We start from the raw sequence: 24,870 nt of genomic DNA on the forward strand, positions 1-24,870 counted from the left end.
AGGGCTTTTTTGTTAGATAACGCAAAGGCGCTATTTTTTTAAACTTTATGTTTTTAAGGCGCAAGGATTTTATCTGCGATAAAATTGATTATACTGTCATTTCCTGCCTTTCTTTCTCTATTCTCCTTTTTTCTTAGACAACATCCATTCGTACAGTTTAGGGTCTGAATAGGTAGAATCCCATGAATTGTGATTGTCGTTCGGGAAGATCACCAATTCTGCGGAAGGGTTTACCGGATGTAATCTCTGGTAAAAATTGAATGCATTTTCAGGCAAAACGATATCGTCCATTCCGCCATGAAAAATTTTCATATTCAGATCTTTATATTGATTAATATTTGCATACATGATCATATCTGTAGGTGCACATACAGGCACTACTGCGGCAAACATTTCAGGGTGTTCCATAGCGAGTTTCAAAGTTCCCCATCCTCCCAGAGAAAGTCCTGTAAGGTAAATTCGTGAGGCATCAATTTTATATTTTTTCTGAATTTCTTTGATCAGATTATAAATCGTCACTGTATCCCACCATGAATCTGCAGGACACTGTGGTGCCAAAATAGCTACAGGCTCCTTAATCAGATTTTTATATGTGAACGGACTGTGTACTTTAACTGCTTCAAGATTATTACCTCTTTCTCCCGACCCGTGAAGAAACACGACCAACGGAACGTTTCCTTTTACCTTTTGAGGGTAATCGAGAATGTAAGATATTTTCTCTGTTCTTTTAATTTCTTTATTCAGTTCTGCCTTTATTTCCTGGGCATTAACCTGTAATGAGAACGGCAAGAGTAAAAGCGGGAGGTGTTTTAATTTTACTTTCATATTATTGTTTAGGTTTTGGCTGAAGCCGTTTGGTATTTGTTTTTATTTAAACGGGCTAAAGCCCGTTTCTATTGAATAGATGTTACTATTGATAAAAATAACACTAAAAATCCAAATTACCTGATTCCGTATTTTGCAGACCGGAAGCTTAATTTTCTGAGTCCCTGCTGAATTTCAGGTGCGTTCATAAATAATTTCCAAAGGAATCCGGTTCTGTAGTTTTCAATCATAGGGGCTATTGTACCCTGATCTATTGCTAAATATCTTGGGGTAAACCAATTGTTGTAATTCACTGAAGTAGCATCATATGGTCCTGCTGACCCGATAAATTCCGGTTTCTCAGTATATAGGAATCTCAGAAAGTTCATAGATTCTTTTGGAGTGTATGGAAAGCTGCTGAGTGCCGCTGTAGGTGTGATCACTCCGTTGTCATTGCTAGGCATATGAGCGGTATACCCTGTACTTCCGTCTTTGTTTCTTGTGTATCCGGCTGTCAGTCCCCAGTAATTCGGGCCGTAACCTTTCCATTGTTTTGGATTTTCAACACAGTATTTATAGTCGATAAGGACTTGATTTTTGTTTAAGTCAAAATAATTTTTCACCAGTTTATCAGAAAGTCCGGTAGGATCCAGACCGATATATGAATATTGCGACCAGAAAAGCGGTCCGCCGTATTCTTCGGCATAATTATGTTTTACATACAGAGGGAGTCCGTATTTTGTTTTATCTGTAAGATATTTTCCGTTTCTTGTCCAGCCTTTATAATACGTTTCTGCATCGATAGGATGGGTTGGTGATGATGCGGCTAAGATATAGGTGATCAGGCATTCGTTATATCCTTCCAGCGGAAAATTCATTTCCCACTGATATTCCGGAGACCAATGCCAGTAAAGGACTTTTTCGCCTCCTTTTGTATACCAGTTCCATTGAATCCCTTTCCAAAGCTCATCACATTTTAAGGCCAGGGCTTTTTCTTCTGCATTTCCGTTTTTAAAGTACTCACGTACCATCAGAATTCCCGAGGTAAGAAATGCGGTTTCAACCAGATCTCCCCCGTTATCTTTTTTCCCGAAAGGAACAGTTTTCCCCGTTTCTCCGTTGATCCAATGAGACCAGGCACCTTTATGACGATCAGCTTTAGCGAGAAAATCCATCATATGAGTTAACCTTTTTACTGCTTCCTGTCTTGGAATAAATCCTCTTTCCACTCCTACCAGAAGCGTTGCCAATCCAAATCCCGAACCACCTGTGGTCACCACATGCTTGTCATTGTCAGGATAGATATCGTCTTCGTGGTAGCGCTCTCTTCCGAGCATGGATTTGGGTTCCGCATAGTCCCAAAAATATTTTAATGCATCTTTCTGAACTCTGTCCATAAGCTGTTCATCAGTAATGTTGCTTTTCACACCTTCAATTTGAGCAGTTTCCTGTTTTGATGTTTGAGTGTTTTTACAAGAGTATATAAAGAATAAAGAAGTTACAGCAATTGATAATACGGTCCTTTTCATGAAATCTTTTTTACCTGTTTCTACTAAAAGAAGAGGAGAACTTTCATTCTCCTCTAAAGTTTATGGTTTATTTTAATAGCCGGGGTTTTGTGTTAAAATCCCATTGCTTTGCCCTATTTCTATAAAAGGAATTGGGAAAAGCTCATTTTTTCCAGCCTTGAACCCATAAGGAGCCAACACTGTAGCAGCCTGCCCTGTTCTTACAAGATCTACAAAACGGTCGCCCTCCATAGCGAGTTCAACTCTTCGTTCATGCCAGATAGCAGTTCTTAAAGCAGATTGAGAAGATGCTGTAGTATTTGGCAACTGAGCTCTTGTTCTTACTTTATTAAGATTTGTAATTGCTGTTGCAGTATTTCCCAGTTCATTTGCAGCTTCTGCATTGATTAATAAAATTTCTGCAAAGCGTAAAACTCTGATATTTTGAACCGAACCATCATCACAAGCTGTATTTTGCTGACTTTTAGGAACATAAGCTTTCTGATTATACGTATTAACAGAGGTTGGATTGGCATTAATAAGGTCACCTTCCGGTGTAATTTCTCCGTTTCTCAGAATTGTTAATTCTTTACGAATATCACCAGGCTCAAAAGCATTTTCCAGTGATTGAGAAGGAGTAAAAAAGCCCCAGCCAAACTGATCCTTTGCTCCCTGCACCTGTGAATACTGGCTTCCTTTGTATTGCCCTGTACAAGCACAGTCAACTTCAAAAACTGATTCGGAACCGAATTCTCCTGCCACTCTGAATAAATGGTTGAAATCCGGATCTAATGAATACCCCATTGCAATAACCTGGCTGGAAGCATCATAAGCTTTCTGCCAGTCTTTTTTGTATAAATACACTTTTGATAACATTCCCAATGCTGCACCTTTAGTTGCTCTCCCTAAATCTGATGCTCCGTATGATTGTGGCAAAGCCTGTGAAGCCGCAGTTAAATCAGAAATAATAAAGTTATAGACTTCATCTGTCGTATTTCTGGGAATATTATAATTTTCCTGAAGACCATCGAAAATTGGAACGCCTCCATATATTCTTACTAAGTTGAAGTAAAAATAGGCACGTAAAAATTTCGCTTCGGCTAAAAGTCTATCTTTTAAAGCAGTGTTCATTTCAATAGCCGGAACTTTTGAAATCACCTGATTACAACGGGCTATAGCCTGCCACTGACCTGCCCAATATCCTTTAACACCGTCATCACTTGACGTAAAAGTAAACTGATCATATGCATTGATAAAAGAGGCGTCTCCAGGATTTGAGCCTTTTAGCACATCATCTGCAGGCACTCCAAAAAGATATTGGTATGGAAATGCTGAATTATCCCAGCTTCTTAAAAAATTATAAATTGCATTGGTAGCCTGTATAGCATCACTTTCTGTTTTAAAGAATTCTGAAGCATCAGTTCTTCCTTCAACAGGTATATCTAGATAATCACTCTTACAGCTTAAAACTGCAGAAAGCATGAATATGGAAAATATGATTTTTTTCATGATAAAATTAAATTAAAAAGTTACGTTAACCCCAACCGTATATATTGCAGATATAGGATAAATATTATTGTCTATACCCATCTGTACTCTATCCGTATTCAAAATTTCCGGTGAGAAACCATGATATTTAAAGCTTGTCCAAGGGTTTTGAGCACTTGCATAAAAACGTAACTTTTGGATTGCTGTCCCTAAAACATCTTTTGGAATATTATACCCTATCTGAATATTTCTGATTCTGAAAAAGCTTCCGTTTTCTACATAAAAACTACTTGGAACAATAACTCCCTGGTCATTGGTGGTCATAGCATATGTATTTGAAGTGCCTTCTCCATGCCATCTGTTATTGTAGAAATCTAGATCCCAGCTTTCATTACCAAATCTCTGTTCTCTGTTATAGTTATAAATTTTGTTTCCGGATACTCCCTGGAAATCCATTGCCAGATCAAAATCATAGATATTCACATTAAATCCAAACCCATAAGTGAATTTCGGAATCGGACTTCCTAAAAATGTTTTATCATTAGCATCTATCACACCGTTCCCATCTCTGTCTTCAAACATAAACCCTCCAACAGTTTTTTTCACAGACGAATAAGTAGGAGCTGCAGCTACCTGCGCATCGTTTTGGAATACTCCGATTACATTATATCCATAGTATGAGCCTACAGCCTGCCCTTTTTCAAGTCTTATAATAGGATTTCCAAATAAGCTTACTCCAGGCTGATTGTATGAATCTGCATATACACTTGTAATTTTGTTATCCAAAGTAGTGATGTTACCAAAAACACTGAATTTAATATGGTCATTTACTCTGGCATCATAACTTACAGATCCTTCAAACCCTCTATTATTAAAAGAATAGGCATTTGTTACAAAATTATTAGCATTACTAGCCCCAGATGTCGATGGCTGGTTAATACCATAAACTACATCTTTAGAATCTTTATCAAAATAAGTGGCCTCAATTTTTAACTTGTTATTAAGCAAAGCCATTTCAAGACCTAAGTCCCTTCCCGTAGTTGTTTCCCATGTAATTGTTGGATCTACAATTTTAGTAACTGTTTGTGCAGGATTACCAACACCACCAAAATAAGCTCCACCTGTAAGAATACTAGTAAGATTATCATAATCTCTCGAAACTTCCGGATTACCAAGTTTACCCCAGCTTGCTCTTAACTTCAATAAATTAAATACATTCTGATTACTCATAAATCCTTCTTTCGAGATCACCCAGCCTATACTTACTGCTGGAAATACTTTATATCTATCATCAGAAGAGAACCCTGTTGCCCCATCTCTACGAACTGAAGCATTTAAAAGATATTTACCGGCGTAATCATAGTTAAGTCTTCCAAATGTCGATTCAATTCTTTTTTTATAAGGAGTAACAGCACGAGGATCGTCTTGTGCACTTATGGTCATTCCAACAATTTCATTTCCTGAGGAAATATCAAGACTACTATCGTTACCATTAAATACAATATCCCTTGCTTCCAGATAATTTTCACGATAATAATTTTGAGTACGTGAAAAACCTGCCAACAATTCAATATTATGCTGTCCTAGCTTTTTCTTCCAAGACAATGTATTATCCCACACATAATCCCTATTTCTAGAATCTCTTGTTACTAAAAGAGACCTGTTTGGTAGAGGAATATAAGTCGCAGTAGGAGTAAACTCATACTTACTGGTATTCGTATTATCAGAAGTATAACTTACTCTTAATGTAAAATCTTGAAGAAATTTATATTCAGCCCAAATATTATTCAGCATACGCTGCTGTTTAGTTTTTGAACGAAATAAATCGAGCATAGCTCTTGGATTGGTTACACTAACTAAAGTAATGTAATCATAATTATTGGTGGTAGGATCAATTGGATAGAATACTGGTGGAGCGTTATACGCTGTCAACAAAGGGTTGTTTGCATTATTATTATGAATATCTGCCCAGGTAAAATTATCCCCGATCGTTAAATTATCATTAATCTTATAAGTTAGGTTAATTCTTGTATTTAATCTTCCAAAATCATTTCCTGAGTTTATACCACGTCCTGCTTCTAAAGTTCCCTCATCTTTTAAGTAGCCTAAACTTAAGAAATAATTCAATTTGCCTAGATTACCTGAAGCAGAAATATCAGATGAACTGATAATTCCTTGTGATAACACTTCATCAAACCAGTTTGTATCTGCCGGAAATTGAGATCTTGATATAATTTTTGTAGGATCGAATGCCTGTCCACCTACACGTATATCATTCATATACTTTTCATTATATAACTCAACGTATTGGTCACCATTAACCATTTTCGGAACGTTCGTTACCTTTTTAACTCCAAGATATGAGTTGAAATTAAAGGTTGTTTTTTTTCCTTTACCGGTTTTCGTTTTAATAATAACCGCTCCATTAGATGCCTTAGCCCCGAAGATAGCTAAACTGGATGGATCTTTCAGGATGCTCATGGATTCTATATCCTGTGGATTTAGGAATGAAATATCATCTGTAATCATCCCATCTACAATAAATACTGTTTTCCCGGTTATGGATCCAATACCTCGAATATCTACTCTTGGTGATGCTCCAGGCGCACCGGAGTTAAGAATCTGAACACCAGATACTTTACCTTGGATAGAACTGATGGGGTTTGAGTTTGGCCTGTCTGATATGTCCTTAGCACTAATTGTAGCAATGCTTCCGGTCACATTCTCTTTTTTCTGAGATCCATATCCGATCAAGACTACCTCCTCGATCTTCTGCTCTTTCACAGCAGTATCTTTTGGAGCAGTCTGCGCATTGACGTTCATACCGAAGTACAAAACCGCAATGAGACATGAATACTTTAAATCACGTTGTTTCATATAGTTCAATTTTATTCGTACAATCTAATTTTAAAAACATGTCCTTCTTAGTGGAGTTATTTAAATTCTCAAAAAAAGACATTACTCAAAAATAGAAAAAAAATCGAACAATGTTAACATATTGTAAAAATTTAAAAAACTCCAATAAATCTTATAAAGAAAGCTAAATAATTTATATTAAGATAACTAAATTACATTATAAATATCGATTTACAAGAAAATGCCTAATTAAAAATCTTTTACTTTTAACAAGAAATCCCCCAAATAGGTAACAAGAATTTAATATTTTGTTAATACGGCTATAGTGTTTACCTTTGGCGCAATATTTGGAAAAATAATAAAAAAGATCAATGAAAAAATATATTGTAGCAGCAGCGTTATTAATTGGAACCGGAACATTAATTTTTACCAGTGTTCAATCCTGCACAACAGTGGCTACTTCCGACCTTGGGTTATCTATTATTAAAAGAGTTTTACTGAACGGTATAGATAAAGGAATGGGGATTTACAGCAACAAGGAAGCTTTCCTTCAAAATAATATGGTAGACAAAGCTCTTCCAAAGGAACTTAGAGACATCAACTCTACCCTTGAAAAAATTGCTCCTTCCCTGGTAGCTAAGGAAAGAGATTTTATTGCACAGGCAGCAGCCTATACTGTTAATACATCAAAGCCTATTCTACAAGGGGCTGTAAACAGTTTAAATGCGCAAGATGTTACGAGAATTATCCAGGGTACTACAGCAACGCAGATTTTAAAAGAGAAGACCTCTCAGCAGCTAGTGGCAGCCATTACGCCCAAAGTGGATGAGAAACTGAATGAATATGGAATTGCAAAAACAATCAATACCGCTCTTTCAGGAAATAATCTTCTCGGAAGTCTTCTTGGTGGAAGCAGCAACAATATAAACACCGGCGGCTTGAGCAGACTGGCTTCTGAACAGCTGGTAAACGGACTGTTCAATATTATCGAAGATTACGAGCATCAGAACTCCAAAGCCCTGCTTGGACCGCTTGGAAAATAGAAAAAATTTTGCTATATTTATATATAACTTAACAATTGCAGATGGACATATTACAAGGAAACCAACACGCTAACCCGGAGGATTTTTATAATTCTCTGAAGGAAAAACTGGAAGGTCACCATGACTTTCCTGAAGATTATTTATTTAAATTTATCATTCCCACAGATCAGGCAAAACTTACTGAAATTTATAAAGTTTTTGACGGCATCAAGTTTACATTGGGAAACCGCGAAAGCAAAAACGGAAAATACACTGCCTGTAATATCAATGCATTCGTTCTGGATGCAGATCAGGTGGTGAATATTTATAAAGATGTTGCCAAAATAGAAGGTGTCATTTTATTGTAGAAAAGAAAAAGTCAGCGAAAAGCTGACTTTTTTTTATTATTTTTCAATAAAGAATTTTACATTCTCAATAGGTCTTCCCAGCATAGCAACGGATCCTTTGATCAGGATAGGCCTTTGTATCAGGGAAGGATTTTCGGACAGGATCTTGATCCATTCTTCTTCAGAATAATTTTTATCAGCATATTTTTCCATGTACAGCTTGTCTGCTTTACGGATCATATGAAACACGCTCTGATTCAGCTTTTTCAGTACTGTTTTGATTTCCAAGATGCTCAACGGATCTTCCATGATGTTGATGATCTCAAAAGACACACCGTTTTCATCAAGATACTCAAGTACAGCATTTGATTTAGAGCAGTTTCCGTTGTGTAAAACCTTAACCGTCATAATGTTAATATTTAATAATTGAACTTTCTCCTTAAAGTTAGGAAGAATAAATGGAGAGCTTCTCTTAAATTCTGATAAAAATTTGTTAAAATAAGCCGTTCAGTTCTGCTTCTATCTTTTCAAGAATAAATCCGAAATCTTCGGGCTTTTCTACAAAATCCAAATCATCTACTTCGATCACCAGAAGTTTTCCTTCAGTATAATCGGAGATCCATTTTTCGTATTTCTGATTAAGTTTTGACAGGTATTCTATACTGATCGATGCTTCATATTCCCTTCCTCTTTTGTAGATCTTTTTAACAAGATTCGGAACATCAGACTTAAGGTAAATTAACAGATCCGGAGCAGAGACGAAAGATTTCATCAGACCGAAAACAGATACATAGTTATTGAAATCCCTGTCTGAAAGAAGTTTCATATCATTCAGGTTTTCAGCAAAAATGTGTGCATCTTCATAGATCGTACGATCCTGGATAATATTCTTGCCACTTTCCCTGATTTCCTTTACCTGGCGAAATCTGCTTCCCAAAAAATAGATCTGAAGTGCAAAACTCCACTTACTCATATCCGCATAAAAATCTTCAAGGTAAGGGTTGTGGTCTACATCTTCAAACTGTGCATCCCATCCGTAATGCTTGGCAAGCATTGTGGTCAAAGTCGTTTTACCGGCACCAATATTTCCTGTAACTGCAATATGCATTCTCCTTAGTATTTTTTATTTTAATCCTGACTAAACACCTGCAGCGTGAACCTCGGATGTATCTTCTATCAGCTTTTGTAGAGTATTATCCGGAGCCTTTTCATCAGATTCCTTCTTTTCTGCATCAGTTTTTTCCACGTCTGTTCCAACTGGCTGTTCAGATGGTGGCTCTTGAGCTGCTGGAGTAACCGGCTTGATTTCGGGCTCTGTCTGCTGTTTAGTTTCCTTTGTTTTTTCGAGGCTGTAAAGATAGAGTTTGTTCGCTTTGATTTCAAAATAAGAAAGGATGTTTTTATCCACAATTTGTGCGTCTTTATCTTCAAAAATTTTAATCATCCCTTTTTCGGGATCATACTTCAGGATAGAATTGTCTGCGACCACCAAAATAACATCATTCTCCCGTCTGAATCTTTTCCCGTTTTCAAGCGGAGCTTCAAAGATTTTTTCAAATTTCAGCGAGTATACCCTGATATGTTTCCGGGTTAAGATATAGACTTTATTTTCAAATACCAGCAGATCCATCAGATCATCAAAACTGATATCAAAAGGATAAGAATTGATTGTTGTGTCGTTCCTGAAGTTATACTGGATCAGTCGTTTCGTACTGTCATCAAGAAGCCACAGCTGCTGAAGATCTTCGGCATAGGCCATTTTGATAAACCCGAATTTTTGCCTGAAATCTATCTTCTGGATCTCGTTCATATTCTGATCCACAAATTTCATTTCCTGAGCATTTTCTGAGAATAATGCCAGACTCAGCGGATTCTGCACGGACTGCACCTTATACGGAACCGTAAGCATCATTTTACCAAGCTGTTTTCCTAAGGAATCATATTTGGTAAAACTGAAATCTTTATTTTTATAAATGTAAAGGTTCCCGTAATCGTCTGCAAGCATGTCTTTAGCTTCCTTCAGTTTCAGAGTGTCTAAAGGAAGGGCTTTCTGTGCATTTACTGTACAGAAAAGGAATATGAATATGATATAAAGTAGTCTCAAAATCTATTTTGGTAAAGATAACTTTCCTATGCGGAACATCAGCAATTTACATCCTTTTATTTGAATTTTAAACAATGAATTATTTAACTGAAATTTCAAAAATTTTTGCCCAATTTTTCCCTGTTACAAGCATATTATCACCTTTAAAAGCGATTCCGTTCAAAACATGTTCACTGTTCCCCTCATCATTTTCACCGGTCAGTTTTGTGAAATCAAACTTGCCAACCGCTTCTCCCGTCGCAGGATTAATCTTTAAAATAATGGGTTTATACCACACATTGGAATATATAAAACCGTTGTGGTATTCCAGTTCATTCAGTTTGTCGTAGGTTTCGGTGTGTCCGGCAACGGCTACTGTTCTGACTACTTTTGAAGGATCGTTGACATCCAGAAAATAAAGATTTTTTGAACCATCTGTAGCCACAAGATTTTTACCGTCATAAGTCAGTCCCCATCCTTCTCCGATAACATTCGGTAATGGGAACTGTGAGATTTTTTTCAATGAATTTTTATCGTAAATAAACCCAATTTTATTTTTATAGGTCAGCTGATAAATTTTATCCCCTACAACCGCACAGCCTTCGGAAAAAACATCTGCCGGCTGTTTTTCAGTAATCATGGGAGTCGCTGAACCTAAAGTATATTTTATAAGCTGGGAAGAACCGTCCAGTCCGTCGCTTTCGTAGACGGTGTTGCCTTCCATAAGAAATCCTTCGACAAAATTATTCGGATCGTGAGGATAGTCTGCGATGATGCTATAGGAAATATTCTGTTCCGGATTTTCCGCGAAAACATTGATGGTTGCATCCTGGTTTAAGATTTCTCCACCTTTGGTTTTAATGATCAAGGTCACTTCATTATCTCCTAATGTAAAAAATTTAGGATCTACCGTCAGACTGGAAGTCTCATTGTCACCAAAACTGATGGTAATAGTTTCCGCATTGTCCATTATTTCTTTCGGAAAATTAAGCTTATCTCCGAAATGATAACCTTTCGCTTCTTTTGAGTTGTTGTAATCAGCCAGAGCATCCAGCATTTTCTCATTGTTATTGCACGAAGACAGCAGGAAAATGACTGCTAAACCGGCGATGATATTTCTTTTCAGTGAGTTCTTAATCATCCGTCAAAAATAGTAATTTTTTAGTCCAAACATAAAAATAGCGCTCCTTAGGAACGCTATATTTTTTTATAAAAAATTTTCAGTCAGATTATTTGATCTGAACTTCATAGATCTTCGGCCAGTTTTTACCGGTTACAAGCATATTATCTCCTTTGAAAGTAATCCCGTTCAATACGTCATCACTTCCTTTGGTATTCTGTTTTGCAATATCTGTAAAATCAAATGTCCCGACTACTTCTCCTGTTGCAGGATTGATCTTTAACACAACAGGTTTCTGCCATACATTGGCATAGATAAATCCATTGTGGTATTCCAGCTCGTTCAGCTGATCATAGATCTGGGAACTTCCTGCCACCGCAACATATTTGATCAGTTTTGAAGGATTGTTTGCATCCAGGAAATATAAAAGCTTGCTTCCATCTGATGCAATCAGGTTTTTACCGTCATAGGTAAGCCCCCAGCCTTCACCCAACACATTCGGGTAAGCAAATTCCGAAAGGAGTTTTAAAGAACTTTTATCATAGATATAGCCTTTTTTACTCTGCCAAGTCAGCTGATATACTTTATCACCTACAATCGTGCTTCCTTCGGAGAAGTCTTCCTGAGCTTGTTTTGTAGAAGCAAGTGGCGTTGTAGTTCCTAATGTATATTTAAGAATCTGTGAAGAACCGTTCTGCCCGTCACTTTCATAGATTGTATTTCCTTCGATCTGAAAACCCTGTACAAAATTCTTCGGATCATGCGGATATTCAGCTATAATCTGATAGGCAATGTTTTTTTCAGGATTTTTTGCAAATACATTGATGGTGGCATCCTGATTAAGGGTTTTTCCTCCTTTTGTTTTAATGTTAAAAGTAACGGCATTATCACCTAATGTAAAGAATTTAGGATCAACAGTCAGGCTTGAAGTTTCTTTGTCTCCAAAACTGATACTGATGCTTTCTGCATTCTCCGTCACCTCTTTTGGAAGCTCAAGTTTATCACCGAAATGATATCCTTTTTCTACCATTGAATTATTATATTCATTCAGAGTGTTCAGGATTTTCTCATCTTTATTACAAGATGCCAACATCAGAACCACTGCTAAACCTACTATTATATTCTTTTTCATTGAATTTCTAAATATTTCCCCAAAAATAGCAAATTTTATTCCGTATTGCCAATATAATCCACAGGTTGTCCAAATTGTAATATATAACCGTTGTTGTCATATACCGCAAACTCCCTCATATCCCATTCAAAAGTTTCAATCTCGTAGCAGATTTTTGCTTTTGTTTTAAGATCTTCCCAGAGATCATCAACGTTATCGACATTGAAATAAAATGAACCTGTAAAACCTATTCCAATTGTTTTTTCATGAATATTGGGCCGGGAAAGCATGATCTGCACATTATCTCTACGGAGTGAGGCCCACTGCCAGTCGTCATTTCTCCCCATTAAAGTAAAGCCAAGGATATGGATGTAAAAGCTTACTGTGTCGTCTAAATTTTCAGTCCAGAGTACGGGGCGCAGCGCTGTAAATGTTGTCATTATTTCAGGGATTCAAAAGTATCCTTATTAATTTTCATATTAATGGAAAGCCATAGCTCGTTATCAATACTTACTTCACTCATAACGTCCGGATCAATCTCAAATCCTACTCTTTTGTAGCATTCAATCGCTCCGATATTCCAGTCATACACATTCAGTTCAGCTTTTTCTCTGTCAAAGTGTTTAAAGCCATATTTCAACAGTTCCTGTACTATTTTTTTCCCATAGCCTTTTCCCCTATTGTTTTCATCCCAGATCAGGATTCTTCCAAGCAGAAAGGTCTTTTCTTTCAGGAAGATCTGGGCATGGCCGATCACATTTTGTTCTGATTGATCAAAAACCCTGAACATGAATCTGCTTTCATTTTCAAGATCATTTTCCAGCTGTTCTTTTGTCAGCGGAAAATGATAGGCAGGACCGGCAAATTGAAGAAGTGCTCTTTTGTCTTTTATTTTAGAGATGAGTTCAGGAGCATCTTTTGCTTTAAAAATCTGAAGTTCAACCATATCTTTATTTTTCCAGATAGTCTTTCATACTCTTTCCAATAATTCCGTTCCAGCCTTCGGTAAAACTTTTCCTTGAAAAGTTTTCGCTCAAGCTATCGAAGCCCTCAATATGATCATGGGTCAATGTTACCAACGTTCCGATATCTTCTTTCTGAAGCTCCCAGGTTACGGTAGTTACAACATCTGACAATTCAGGATATGACCAGGTATGTTTCAATTTTTTATTGGGAATAATTTCCAGAATACGACATTGATGATGGTATTTTTTTTCTTCACCGGGCTCATAGAAATTAAACTCTTTGCCTGCTTCCAAAGTAAAATCCTGGATATCAAAATACCAGAATTTCATTTCTTTTTTATCAGTCAATGCTTTCCAGACTTTTTCTGCCGGAACATTTATTTTGTACTGAACAGTGATTGGTGTATTCATCGCATTAAGGTTTAATTTGTTTAACTGTGGGAGAATCCGGTGATCTTTGCTTCATCAAAATCCAGCTGCATTTCAATGGTTCTCATGACATGGTCATCAAAAATTTTCTCCTTTTTCATTCTGTGCAGCTCGTTTCTCTGAGCCTGAATGATCTGGCGGAGCACATCTTTATTTTCATTAATCGCATTGACGTAATCACCTGTAGATGCCATACATTGGGCTTTATCCGCCATCAGCATCATTTCAGTTTCCAGCTTATGTTTCTGGTGACGAACCAAAGTATTTTTTTCTGCCAGGTCGGAAAAATCATTTTCCATTTTATGCAATGCTGTTTCTTTAAGTTTACGCATAAGGATCACCTCCTGTTTTTCTTCGGGCAGCTCACTGCCTGCATCATCTATCTTTAACCATTTCAGAATCGGAGTCAGAAGAAGTCCCTGTCCTACCAGCGTGATCAATATAATGACGAAAGTTACGAATAAAATAATATTACGGTGCGGAAAAGCTTCTCCGTTTGGTAAAAAAGCAGGAATTGAAAGTGCTGCAGCCAGCGAAACCACTCCTCTCATGGCAGCAAAACTGATGATAAAAGGTTCCCGCCAGTCCGGTTTTGGAACTTTCAATCTTAATTCTTTTGAACAGAGCCTCGGGAAATACATGACGGCATAGCTGTACAGTATTCTCGTAAAAATAATAGCTCCACCAATCACAAGGCTGTAAAAAATTCCCTCTGAAATTGTATAATCTTTCATAGCAGCAACCACCACCGGAAGCTCGAGACCGATAAGGATAAAAATAATGGTATTCATCAGGAATATGAGTACACTCCAGACATTTCCTGATTGTATTCTTGAGGTATGACTTAAATAGCAATGTGAATTATACGACATCAAAAGACCTCCTGCAACCACCGCCAATACTCCTGAAAAATGGAAGTGCTCTGCTCCTACATACATGATGTACGGAACAATCAGCGTAATCACCGTATCAATATTGGAGTTGGAAGGGATGATCCTTAATAGTGCTCCAAACAGAAGTCCTGCGGCTATTCCCACTGCCACTCCGCCTACCGCCATCAGAAAGAAATCCTGAACAGCATCTCTCCATATAAACTGCCCTGAAATCACAGCTGCTAGAGCAAATTTAAATACAATTAAACTGGAAGCATCATTGATGAGACTTTCGCCTTCCAGAATACTGGTGATCTTTTTAGGGATTTTCATATGTTTAAGGACAGAAGTGGCTGCTACTGCATCAGGCGGGGAATTCACCCCTCCGAGCAGGAAGCCCATGGCGACGGTAAGTCCCGGGATAATGGAAGACGAAAGATAAGCCACGACAACTGAAGTTAAAAATACAAGTCCGAAGGCCATTGAAAAGATCTGCTTTCTCCATTTGTGAAAATCCTGCCATGAGGTAAACCAGGCCGCTTCAAAAAGAATCGGGGGAAGGAAGATCAGGAATACAAGATCCGGCTCTATTTCAATATGCGGCATTCCCGGGACCAGGCTGATCAGAAGACCAGCAATAACCAGGAAAATGGGATAAGCTACTTTCAGCTTTTGCCCTATCATCACCAATATCATTACAGATAAAAGAACCGCAATGGATATGATAACATAACTGTGAATCATTTTGATTTGTTTTTTTAATTGTTTTCGATTTGAAGTTGGTCAAAAAAGAAGGCTTTTTTTAGTTTGATTATTTTATGTAAACAAATTAATCACCTTTGAGCCTGATTCTATTTTAAAGAACAATATTATTTTTTGGAGTAATAGCCGGCGGAATATCAGCTTCATCCAGCATATCTCTCATATCAATCTCTATGGTACGGCTGATTTGTGTGATCGGCACATCATTCGGGCTTCCTTCAAAAGGGTTTACGGAAGCTTCCCCAACGCTGTCCAGCGTATGGAAACACCATGTTACCATCAGTGAAAATGGAATATTGAACCATATCGTCCAACCCTCCAAAGTGGTTCCTTCCCCTAGTTTATCCAGTTCTTTCAGTAATCCAAAAGGGACAAAAAGAATAAACAGAAGCAAAAGATATGTTGTAATGGATGAGAAGTTTCTTGGGTAGGGAAAGTTCTTGATCCTTTCTGCTTTTCCCTGATCATCGGTAAATTTCACCAGCTGCTGGTTGATCTGTGTCCATTGGAAATCATTGATATCTCCTCTGGTATAAGCTTCGGATAATTCTTTGCTTTGGGTAGCCATTAACTGGGTGGCCCTGTTTTTTTTACTTAAAATATATTGAAGCTCGCTTTCAGAAAGATACTTTTTCAGCTCATCATCCAGCTGACTGAGTCTTTCCGGGATATCATATTTTTTGGAATATTCATCATACTGCGCGGTTCCCATATTTTCCCAGGCTCTGGGCTCTCTCAGCTGAAAACGGAGTGCCGTAAGCCATGCATAATGACGGAGAAACATTTCTTTTACTTTTTGAGGATCTTTCGCAGAAAGAGAATCTCTCAGAATATATCCGAAACTGCGGCTGTCATTGATGATAGCACCATAAATCTGCCTGGCTTCCCAAAGTCTGCTGTAGCTGGCATTGTTTTTAAAACCTACAATAAAAGCTACTGCGGTCCCCAGAATGGCGATCGGCTGCCAGGGAACGGAAACAAATTTCCAGCCCAGAAAGTATAGTACTGTCGGTATCGCCGACAATATCGTCAGAACATAGATACTGCGTCTTGTCCAGGTGGCGAACTCCAGCGCCCCAAATCTTTTCCCTGAATGCATATGTGTTTATTTTTTAGTCTGTTGATTATATTCTTCTAAACTAACCGTTTTTTTCTTCATCAAGGCATTCGGCATGAACTGTTACTGTTAATTTTTATTAAAAGGAATATTATTATAAAAACCGATCTGGATCTGCCCGCGGTTTCTGTTTTCCTGGATCTGGTTCATATAGCCTGCTTCTATCCGCATATTTTTATTGATAACATAGCCTAAAGCTCCATATACCCTGTTCCTGTCGAAAACCGGACTGTCAAAATTCAGGAAAATCTCATTATATACGGAAGCATACAGGGATTTCGGGAGCATTTCTTTTTGAGTGATCGGTATATTCAGACCAATCATATAACGGAATCTCATCCTGAAATCATCCTGCAGAAAACGTTCTTCCAAACGGTATCTGTGCTGCAAATTAAAACGTCCGAATTTCTGTTTTGTAATAAACTGCTGGAAAATTCTATGCTCAATATTTTCTTTTTTTTCACCGTTCACATACGGCTGGCTTAAAATAAAACCGTAACCCAGCAAAACGTTATTGTTATTTTCCGTCAGATCATATCCAATTCCTGTACGGATCAACAGCTGTTCGAGGTCTCCTGCTGCATCAAAGTTCCGGTACTGGATTTCGTTGTGCCAGTTCAGCTTCTTGCTGATCTTATTATTTCCAACATACGTGTACCATGCTCCCAAATCACTTTTCTGTGCAAATGTCGCTATTGACCCCAGACTCAATACTGTAAATACCAGCTTCGTAAAGATCTTTACCATGTTATTCAATTACTATTATCTATCGTACATAACAAAATTAATAATTTAAATCAATAATAACAAACAATAATGAATGGAGAATTGAATTAAACATATTTCAAATTAATGTAGGTATAGTTCTTAATTAACCCGGAATCTGCTCTACAAGAATATCATTGCCTTCTGTATCAAAATAAGTACAGGTCATTGCATTAAGATCCATTTTCCAGCCTTCCACTCCGTTTTCCGCACAGTCATTACAGAAAGTAAGATAATCTGTTCCTCCCTGCTGGTGAAGCTTTAATCTTGTTTTAAACCGGTCAATATCCAGATGTTCTGAAACGGTAAGGTCGTTATACTTCCTTCCGGTCTGTGCTGTTTCGTTATCCGTATCAAAATACTGAGTATTGCCATCCGTAACATACGCTGTATAGTTCGAAACGCCTAAATTCTTTAAAGCCTGGATATATGCAGGGAAATCTGCTCCGCTTTTTACTTTCTGGTGTTCTGCTTTAATCTGTTCAATTGTAAATTTCATCACTGTTTTTTATTTGTTTTAATTGTTTACATTCCGGTCTTTTCCGGCACTCTAAATTATGTTTTTTGGAATAAAAATATAAAGTAAAACCGGCAGATATTTCCACCGGTCATTAACTATATTTCGTATAAAATAATCTTAAGGATGCTGCTGCATTTTCGCAGGATCGTCATAATTTACCATCCAGTTGATTCCGAATTTATCGGTAAACATTCCAAAATAAGCTCCCCAGAAAGTATCTGCCATAGGCATTGTTATCTGTCCTCCGGCAGAAAGTCCGCCAAATAATTTATCTGCCTCTTCTTTAGATTCTGCATTGATGGAAATAGAAAAATTGTTTCCAGGCTTGTAGTGAGAAGCCCATTCTCCACCCGTATCACTTCCCATTAAAATGGTTTCTTTTGAAATTGGAAGAGAAACGTGCATGATTTTGTTTTTATCTTCTTCAGGAGTTTCTTTGCCTTCCATTGGAGGCATTTCCCCGAAAGTTCCGATGTAAGGATATTCTCCTCCGAAAACTGATTTGTAAAAGTCGAATGCTTCTTTGCAGTTTCCATTAAATGTTAAATAAACGTTTACTGATGCCATTGATTGTTTTTTTTATGAGTTAAGTTTTAATGAGTTTCTGTTTTAAGGTCTCTCAGATAATTCTTTTAACCTCGAAAGTCCTTTCTGGTAATCTTTTCCAATAGCATCTTCCATATTCATAAACAATTTCATTACCGTGAAGGGATAAGGTATTTTTGAGGTCAACCCCCAGGTCGCCTTACTTCCACTGCCTTCCGGAACAACTTTCACGTAGGCATTGGCTTCACTTTCATAGGGTGTTAAGAACTTAATATTTGTATCAATTCTTTTACCGGCTGCATCAATTTTTTTTACTTCCTGACATCCTTTTCCAGCTGCATCTTTTTCACTGTCCCAGCATACTTTTTCACCGGGCTGTCCGGTAGTTCCGGTCCAGTCTTTTTTCATTCCAGGATCCAGATCATTCCAGGGACTCCACTGGTCCATTGCTTTCAGCGTGTTAGTCTGCTGCCATACTTTTTCAACAGGCGCATTGATCGTTACTGATTTTTCATAAACACAGTCTCCTGAGATAAAAACAGCTATAACCATCCATAAAATAAGGATAGAAGCTAAGACAAGGATAATTCTTTTTAATATTTTCATAGACTTTGATTATCGGTGCTGGTCGATTAATATCATATTGCCGTCAGGATCTTTCAGGAAAATATGTTCCGGTCCTGAAGTGGTTTCATCTGCTGCTTTTTCAAGCTCTACCCCATTTTCTTTTAAATGTTTCTGAATATCACGTACGTCATCAAAAGATTCCAGATTTTGGGCATTTTCATCCCACCCCGGATTGAAGGTAAGCATATTTCCGTCAAACATTGCCTGGAACAGACCAACCAAAGTACTTCCGCTTTTCATGATCAGATAATTCTGTTCCATACTTCCGCCCATAGCGGTAAAACCTAGTTTTTCGTAAAAATCCTTAGACTTCTGAAGATCTTTTACGCTTAAGCTGATAGAGAATGCTCCTAATTTCATATGTGTTTTATTTTTTTTAAAGCTAATGCACTTCCTGCAAACACTAATCCCCATACAAGAATTCCCAAGATCCAAAACCAAACCGGAGTAGGCAGAGAAAACATCATATAGATGGTTATAAGCAGGAAAATAACTCCACAAACTGCTGCAGAGGTATGCTTTCCATTGTCAGCAGTTTTTGAAGCTGCAAATCCCGAAACGAAAGCAGCCAGCGCATATCCAATGATCACAAAGAAAAGCGCCATAAAGGGAGCATGGGCAACATAGTCTTTCATGGCTGTCATATCACCGCCTGCAGCTCCGGCAGGAGGCGGATACAGCTGATGGCCTATTTTTTCAATGACAGTAATGCAGATAATGCCTGCAATGAGTCCGGCCGGAACAGCCAGTATTCTTCTTAACATGGCTATTGATTTTTTAAACGGGTTTTGAAGTCCAGTTTCCCGTCATAACTTTTCCAATCTCCAATAAATTCTATATACTGCCCTTCTACTTTTTCAGTTTTTTTATTCCATTTGAAGGTATAAATAAATTTACCTTTAAAAATACCGGAATGCTTTCCTTTGGGTTCTTCTGCCAGTTCATAATCTCCAAATACTACTCCTTTTCTTTTGGCATCCCTATACTTCGTGATGGTAATTTTACCTTCATATTTAGCATAGTTGTTATCCACAAGAGAATAGCCGGAAATAAAGTATTCCTGGTCATTTTTCTTATTCTGCTCGGAAATATTGACCTTGAGTTTCAGCTCCTGTCCGCGGTCTCCTATTGTTCCGGTATAAGGTTTACTGTTGTTGAGCCAGACCGTTGAAATATCCGGCATTTGCCCCCATGCAAAATTGCAGGCAAGAATGAGGATCCATAAAAGTTTTTTCATAATGTGTAATGTTTAAACGCCAAATTGGGAAAGGTGATGGTTCAGATGCTTGGCAAACATGTTATTCCATTCCTGTGAAGTCAGTTTACCAAAAGAAAATGATTCTTTTCCATCAAAAGCCTCCGGGCCCAACTGCTGTGTTTTTTGTATAAAGCCAATCAGCCTTCTCTTTTCTTCTTCAAAGTTTTTCCTCCCGGTAATTAAAAACTGTGGAGCTGTAGGGGAATCTCTCGGATAAGCCTTTTCCCCGACCACTTTAGGTTTTACAAAAGTCTTTAAGATAAATTTCGCAATAGAGCCCGGTTTTTTATGCTTTTCGGGTTCATACACCATTTCGTAGGATACGCTGCAGTGGGCAAGCATCTGATCAACCGTCATTTTACCCCATAAACCATGGGTATCTTCTACCAGCTTATTTATCCTGTCAATATAGTTTTGAGCATCTTTTGCATCAAATACATTTTCCATAATATGTCTAATTATCTGAAAGCAAATATATCAGTTTTTTCTTTTGATTTTTACAGGGTGATTAAAAAAACGGTGACGTGTTTTCTGAATACGGGGTATGGGTTTCGTGGTATGGGTTCAGGGATGCTGGTTTCGAGATAAATATGAGTGTAGACTGATTTAATATTTAAGCTTTTATATAGTATTCCGGTTGCGAATTGTCAGTACAAGATAAAGGTTTGCTTCAATTCTTACATTAATATTCTCAGGCGTTTTCAACTTCTTTCGGTGCGGCATTTTTAAATATAAACCAAAGCTTAATTTTTAAGGCAATCCAGCCCAGGACAGCATATACTAAAAGTAAAATACTTAAATGTTTTAAGTATGGAAATGTGAGCTCCACGGAACCTTTCTGAATCAGTAAAATTTTAAAAGCCTGGAGAAAAGGAGTCAGGGGAATAATGTTGGCAATGAACTGAACAAAAGCCGGCATCGCACTCAAAGGCCATGTAAACCCACTGATGATGAAGGCAGGGGACGCGATGACCATCAGGATTTGAGTTGCCTTCAATGCATCAGGAATCAATATACTGATGAATACGCCTAAAAATGAAGCAGAGCCTACAAATACCGCCGTAAGAAGAATAAAATTGAGTATTCCTTCCGGCATCGGAACCCTGAAAATCATATGCATAAAGTAATAGACCCCGACAATAAGAATGGAGAAAACCCAGATCGGAATCACCTTGATCAGCATCGTGGGGAAGGCCCATTTTTTCATCTTCAGGTATTCTTTTACAAATGAGCCTCTTTCAAACTCAGCGGCAAAACTTACCGCCATTGCCAAAAGAATGACCTGCTGCAAAACCACAGCCAGCATAGCCGGCCACATGAAGATCAGGTAATTTCCGGTAGTATTGAAAAGTGTGATATAGTTCGCCTTGAATGGCTCATATTGTGTAGCAGCTTTTGTAGCGGGCATTCCGGCTTTCTGCAAAGCTTTGATTGATGCTCCGGCAGAGAAGGTTCCTATGGTAAGCTGAAGTGCTTTGGAAGCAAAATTGGCAGTAAGGACATTTCCGGTATTGACGTATACATTGAGTTCGGGATACTTTTTCTGAAGCATTTCCGCCTCAAACCTGGGCGGAATGATAACTACAGCTGCGGCTTCATGCCGGATCACTTCATCTTTTATGCTGAGAGGTTCCTGAACATATTTAATGATACTGATACTTTTGTTATCATCCAGCATATCGGTCAGCTGGCTGGACAAAGGCGTATTATCCCTGTCGATCACCAGTACCGGTGTATTTTCAACTTTTCCGCTTTTATAGACGAAACCCAGCAGTGTGGCATAGAATACCGGGGCCAGAAAAAATACGGTCCTCAGGGTAGAATTGCCGATAAATAGCTTGAATTCCCGTTTTAAAAGCCGAAAAAATTCTTTCATGATTATTATTTCAGGATAACGTTAGCATTCACCAATATACTTTTGGCCTTATTCATATCTGCAGGCTTTACTTTGATCTCGTAAACGGCGTCCTGCAGCTGATAATCAGGATAGGCCGTTGTAATATCCGCATATCTTGTCAGCTGCTTGATATAAACGATTGTCCCTGTCAGAGTTTCTTTATTATAAACAACCTGCATATTCACTTCCTGCCCTTTTTTGTATCTGGCAATAGCGCTTTCAGGAACTGTAAATCTGAAATAGGTGCTTTCGGGAATATATCCGTTGAACAATGCAAAACCAGCTGTAGCCAGCTCTCCTGTATTCAGGCTGATGGTTTCTATTTCCATATCATTGGTTGCGATAATATATCTTTCGGAATAGGCTACATTAGCTTCCTGAAGAGCACCTTTAGCCTGTGAAGCCTGCCCTGCTGCCATTTCCACTTTTTCTACCCGGGTTCCTCTCTGTACATCATCCAGTTCAGCAACAACCGCATCATACTGGGCTTTAGCACCCTGAAGTTTGGCATAGACCTCATCGTATGCCTGAGGCGACATAAGACTGTCACGGTACATATTATTGGCTCTTTTAAAGGATTTCTGAGCGAATTCATACTGCTCTTTCAAGCCTTTATATTTAGCCTGAAGCTGCCTCAGCTGATCTGCCGTAGCACCGTTTTTTGCCATCTGCTCCTGAGCCGTTGCAGCACTTACCGCTCCCTGAGCCTGTGCAATTTTAGCAGAAACCTCCGGGACATCAAGTAATGCCAGGGTATCGCCTTTTTTTACGGTCTGGCCTTCAGTAACGTATATTTTTAAGATTCTTCCGGTTACTTTAGGGGCAAAGGAGATTACATCCTTTTTGGCCTTTCCTTCGGAATCATTCAGGTTTTCTTTTTTTTCACTGCAGCTCCCTACTAGAAAAAGAACAGCAAAGAGTATCAATATATTTTTATGCATCATTTTAATGGTAAGGATTAATAAAGTTTGGTAATATCAAGCTCCTGAGTGGATCTCATCAGCTCTATTCCTGCCCGTCTCTGGTTAAAAAGGGCATTTTGGTATTCAAGCTCTGCCAATTCAAGGTCATTTTCAGCATCAATGAGCTGTGAAGACTTGCTCATTCCGTATCTGAATTCTTTTTCAGCCTGAATCAGAGCATTTTTAGCGAGTTCTTTTTCTTTTGCTTTCAGAGTGATCTGTGCTGTTGCAATATCATAATTGGTTTGATTATTAGCCAGATTCAGGGTTAGTTTTTTTAAGGCATCTTCTTTTTTATTCTGAAGAACTTCTTTTCCAACCTTTGCGGTTTCTTCTGCGTGTTTTCCTTCTTTTCCGTCAAAGATCTCCCATTTAAAGCCTACACCGGCCGTCAATAATGGAAGTATATTTATATTGGTAGGTCTCCAGTTCAGTTTTGCCCCTTCATAGCCCAGCGCCGGAACTGCAGGGATTACATTTTCCGAAGTTTTGATACGGCTTCCATAAAGCCCGATATAATAGGCGGAGGCCATCAGCTGTACTTTCGGGATCATCCAGGTTCTTTCGGCTTTTATTTTGTAATCTGCTGCTGTTATTCCATGTTCCAGTGCACGGACTTCGGCTCTTTCCTCTATTCCTTTTTCTGAAGATAAAAGTTCTACGGGGGAAAGTACAGGATCAATCATTCTAAGGCGTTCTTTATTAATTCCTGTCAGAATATACAGTTGAGTAAGAAGAAGCTCTTTTTTGCCCTCATATTCCACCATTTTAGCATTCAAAGTGGCCTGTGCCAGTTCTATTTTTTTGTGATCATAGGGAGTAATCAGGCCATAACCCAAAGCTTTATCTGCTGTTTTCCGATTGATATCCAGTCTTTTTTTACTTTCATCCAGCACATTTTTAGACTGATGAATTAATGCCAGCTGATCATATGCCTTAGAAATATTGGCTACCACATCATCTTTCGTTTTTTCAAGCAGAATATCTTCGGAGATTTTCTTTTCTTCATTGGCTTTTTTCAGGTATTTTACCTTTCCTCCTGAGTAGAGAAGCATTTTGGCATCTGCTTTTGCAATTCCTGAGAAACCGGAAACATTGAGATTATTGTTAAAACTGCCTTCAGGAATATTGATAAAAGGTGCGAGGTTGATTTCCGGCGATGTGAGTCTTGCGGTCGCATTCAGATATCCGACCTGGCCGCTTACTTCCAGTGTGGGAAGAAAAATGTCTTTCAGTTTGTGTCCGTCAAGGTCTGTAAGTTTGTTCTGGGTGATCTGCATTTTGAGATCAGAATCCCGGACAATAGCACTGTCTAAAAGTTCTTTAAAGTCCGGCGCAGACTGTGCCCAACAAAAAGCCGGGAAAGCCAAAAAACTAAACGTAAAAATCAATAAATTGTTTTTCATGGTTTATGTTTACAACAAATATAATGCAAAAATTTGTTAAAACCACGAAGATAATTCGTCATTATGGTGAATTTAAAGTAAGTTTAAAAAGTGTTTAGTTTTAATCCTCTATTTTTGATTAGGATAGCCCATCTGTTTAAGATTAATTTGAGTGGCGTTTTAAGTGAAAAAAAATTAAATTATTTGTATTCATCATTGTTTCCGAAATGTATTATACCATAATTTAAACCATTAAGAGTGGTGAAGTTTTTAAGGTTAATCATTGATTTTTAAGTAAGACAATGAATAATTATTTTTTCCAAACAGATCTGCGTTACCTGCTAAATCTGCCTTTACTTTGTATTCAATTAAAAAGAGATAACTTTATTCAAAGAAAAGCAGAGGTGAACTATTCAATCTGCAAAG

General features: G+C 37.9%; 27 protein-coding genes. 2 read left to right on the forward strand and 25 right to left on the reverse strand.

All coding sequences use genetic code 11. The features are described 5' to 3' along the window. Positions 1 to 117: 117 nt before the first annotated feature. The 4 genes from AC4IFE_RS19625 to AC4IFE_RS19640 form a co-directional block, all read right to left on the reverse strand. Complete coding sequence (locus AC4IFE_RS19625; RefSeq protein WP_490758807.1) at positions 118 to 825, reverse strand: carboxylesterase family protein; 708 nt, start codon at positions 823 to 825, stop codon at positions 118 to 120. A 116-nt stretch (positions 826 to 941) separates the two neighbouring features. After that, entirely contained in the window at positions 942 to 2,333 is a 1,392-nt protein-coding gene (locus AC4IFE_RS19630) for a glucoamylase family protein (protein WP_490758808.1), read from the reverse strand. 72 nt (positions 2,334 to 2,405) lie between these two features. Then, complete coding sequence (locus AC4IFE_RS19635; RefSeq protein WP_490758809.1) at positions 2,406 to 3,821, reverse strand: RagB/SusD family nutrient uptake outer membrane protein; 1,416 nt, start codon at positions 3,819 to 3,821, stop codon at positions 2,406 to 2,408. A gap of 12 nt (positions 3,822 to 3,833) precedes the next feature. Continuing rightward, a complete protein-coding gene (locus AC4IFE_RS19640; protein ID WP_490758810.1) occupies positions 3,834 to 6,677 on the reverse strand; it encodes a SusC/RagA family TonB-linked outer membrane protein in 2,844 nt (947 codons plus the stop codon). 350 nt (positions 6,678 to 7,027) lie between these two features. Between AC4IFE_RS19640 and AC4IFE_RS19645 the strand changes: the two genes are divergently transcribed. Together AC4IFE_RS19645 and AC4IFE_RS19650 are read left to right on the forward strand one after the other, a co-directional pair. Continuing rightward, positions 7,028 to 7,699, forward strand: a complete 672-nt coding sequence (locus AC4IFE_RS19645) for a DUF4197 family protein (protein WP_490758811.1) — start codon at positions 7,028 to 7,030, stop codon at positions 7,697 to 7,699. A 41-nt stretch (positions 7,700 to 7,740) separates the two neighbouring features. Continuing rightward, positions 7,741 to 8,046, forward strand: a complete 306-nt coding sequence (locus AC4IFE_RS19650) for a DUF493 family protein (protein WP_111954775.1) — start codon at positions 7,741 to 7,743, stop codon at positions 8,044 to 8,046. A 36-nt stretch (positions 8,047 to 8,082) separates the two neighbouring features. On the opposite strand, the gene AC4IFE_RS19655 is transcribed toward AC4IFE_RS19650, so the two are convergent. The 21 genes from AC4IFE_RS19655 to AC4IFE_RS19755 all read right to left on the reverse strand — a co-directional run bounded on the left by AC4IFE_RS19655 (position 8,083) and on the right by AC4IFE_RS19755 (position 24,465). Then, a complete protein-coding gene (locus AC4IFE_RS19655; RefSeq protein WP_490758812.1) occupies positions 8,083 to 8,433 on the reverse strand; it encodes an ArsC/Spx/MgsR family protein in 351 nt (116 codons plus the stop codon). A gap of 85 nt (positions 8,434 to 8,518) precedes the next feature. Then, positions 8,519 to 9,133 carry a deoxynucleoside kinase gene (locus tag AC4IFE_RS19660; RefSeq protein ID WP_034705905.1) on the reverse strand — a complete coding sequence of 205 codons (615 nt, stop codon included), beginning with the start codon at positions 9,131 to 9,133 and terminating at the stop codon, positions 8,519 to 8,521. 30 nt (positions 9,134 to 9,163) lie between these two features. Then, entirely contained in the window at positions 9,164 to 10,129 is a 966-nt protein-coding gene (locus AC4IFE_RS19665; protein ID WP_490758813.1) for a hypothetical protein, read from the reverse strand. A 79-nt stretch (positions 10,130 to 10,208) separates the two neighbouring features. Next, entirely contained in the window at positions 10,209 to 11,234 is a 1,026-nt protein-coding gene (locus AC4IFE_RS19670; protein ID WP_490758833.1) for a glutaminyl-peptide cyclotransferase, read from the reverse strand. A 103-nt stretch (positions 11,235 to 11,337) separates the two neighbouring features. Continuing rightward, positions 11,338 to 12,360 (reverse strand): glutaminyl-peptide cyclotransferase, encoded by a 1,023-nt coding sequence (locus tag AC4IFE_RS19675; RefSeq protein ID WP_490758814.1) that lies wholly within the window; start codon positions 12,358 to 12,360, stop codon positions 11,338 to 11,340. A 35-nt stretch (positions 12,361 to 12,395) separates the two neighbouring features. Further along, positions 12,396 to 12,779 (reverse strand): VOC family protein, encoded by a 384-nt coding sequence (locus tag AC4IFE_RS19680; RefSeq protein WP_490758815.1) that lies wholly within the window; start codon positions 12,777 to 12,779, stop codon positions 12,396 to 12,398. Continuing rightward, positions 12,779 to 13,285, reverse strand: coding sequence for a GNAT family N-acetyltransferase (locus AC4IFE_RS19685; RefSeq protein WP_490758816.1), 507 nt, complete (start codon positions 13,283 to 13,285; stop codon positions 12,779 to 12,781). Before AC4IFE_RS19685 ends, AC4IFE_RS19680 begins: the two co-directional genes overlap by 1 nt. 4 nt (positions 13,286 to 13,289) lie before the next feature. Further along, positions 13,290 to 13,715: an SRPBCC family protein gene (locus tag AC4IFE_RS19690; RefSeq protein ID WP_490758817.1), complete on the reverse strand. Its 426-nt coding sequence runs from the start codon at positions 13,713 to 13,715 to the stop codon at positions 13,290 to 13,292. 20 nt (positions 13,716 to 13,735) lie between these two features. After that, the gene (locus tag AC4IFE_RS19695) at positions 13,736 to 15,349 is read right to left on the reverse strand and encodes a Na+/H+ antiporter (protein ID WP_490758818.1); all 1,614 of its coding nucleotides are present in this window, start codon (positions 15,347 to 15,349) and stop codon (positions 13,736 to 13,738) included. A gap of 112 nt (positions 15,350 to 15,461) precedes the next feature. Next, positions 15,462 to 16,466, reverse strand: a complete 1,005-nt coding sequence (locus AC4IFE_RS19700) for a bestrophin family protein (RefSeq protein WP_490758819.1) — start codon at positions 16,464 to 16,466, stop codon at positions 15,462 to 15,464. Between the two features lie 87 nt (positions 16,467 to 16,553). After that, positions 16,554 to 17,231: a DUF2490 domain-containing protein gene (locus AC4IFE_RS19705; protein ID WP_490758820.1), complete on the reverse strand. Its 678-nt coding sequence runs from the start codon at positions 17,229 to 17,231 to the stop codon at positions 16,554 to 16,556. Positions 17,232 to 17,355: 124 nt separating this feature from the next. After that, a complete protein-coding gene (locus AC4IFE_RS19710; protein WP_490758821.1) occupies positions 17,356 to 17,748 on the reverse strand; it encodes a DUF1398 domain-containing protein in 393 nt (130 codons plus the stop codon). Between the two features lie 138 nt (positions 17,749 to 17,886). After that, the gene (locus AC4IFE_RS19715) at positions 17,887 to 18,336 is read right to left on the reverse strand and encodes a VOC family protein (protein WP_490758822.1); all 450 of its coding nucleotides are present in this window, start codon (positions 18,334 to 18,336) and stop codon (positions 17,887 to 17,889) included. A 42-nt stretch (positions 18,337 to 18,378) separates the two neighbouring features. Further along, positions 18,379 to 18,921, reverse strand: a complete 543-nt coding sequence (locus tag AC4IFE_RS19720) for an SRPBCC family protein (protein WP_490758823.1) — start codon at positions 18,919 to 18,921, stop codon at positions 18,379 to 18,381. Between the two features lie 9 nt (positions 18,922 to 18,930). Next, complete coding sequence (locus AC4IFE_RS19725) at positions 18,931 to 19,302, reverse strand: VOC family protein (protein ID WP_490758824.1); 372 nt, start codon at positions 19,300 to 19,302, stop codon at positions 18,931 to 18,933. Continuing rightward, a complete protein-coding gene (locus tag AC4IFE_RS19730; RefSeq protein WP_490758825.1) occupies positions 19,299 to 19,706 on the reverse strand; it encodes a hypothetical protein in 408 nt (135 codons plus the stop codon). Before AC4IFE_RS19730 ends, AC4IFE_RS19725 begins: the two co-directional genes overlap by 4 nt. Positions 19,707 to 19,708: 2 nt before the next feature. Then, positions 19,709 to 20,179 (reverse strand): hypothetical protein, encoded by a 471-nt coding sequence (locus tag AC4IFE_RS19735; protein ID WP_490758826.1) that lies wholly within the window; start codon positions 20,177 to 20,179, stop codon positions 19,709 to 19,711. A 12-nt stretch (positions 20,180 to 20,191) separates the two neighbouring features. Then, positions 20,192 to 20,647 carry a DUF1569 domain-containing protein gene (locus AC4IFE_RS19740; protein ID WP_490758827.1) on the reverse strand — a complete coding sequence of 152 codons (456 nt, stop codon included), beginning with the start codon at positions 20,645 to 20,647 and terminating at the stop codon, positions 20,192 to 20,194. Positions 20,648 to 20,891: 244 nt separating this feature from the next. Next, positions 20,892 to 22,076 carry an ABC transporter permease gene (locus AC4IFE_RS19745; protein WP_490758828.1) on the reverse strand — a complete coding sequence of 395 codons (1,185 nt, stop codon included), beginning with the start codon at positions 22,074 to 22,076 and terminating at the stop codon, positions 20,892 to 20,894. A 5-nt stretch (positions 22,077 to 22,081) separates the two neighbouring features. Then, positions 22,082 to 23,038 carry an HlyD family secretion protein gene (locus AC4IFE_RS19750; RefSeq protein WP_490758829.1) on the reverse strand — a complete coding sequence of 319 codons (957 nt, stop codon included), beginning with the start codon at positions 23,036 to 23,038 and terminating at the stop codon, positions 22,082 to 22,084. 17 nt (positions 23,039 to 23,055) lie between these two features. Next, on the reverse strand, positions 23,056 to 24,465 hold the full coding sequence (locus AC4IFE_RS19755; RefSeq protein WP_490758830.1) for a TolC family protein: 1,410 nt from the start codon (positions 24,463 to 24,465) through the stop codon (positions 23,056 to 23,058). Positions 24,466 to 24,870: the final 405 nt, after the last annotated feature.

It is taken from the genome of Chryseobacterium sp. UF-81 (assembly GCF_058245105.1).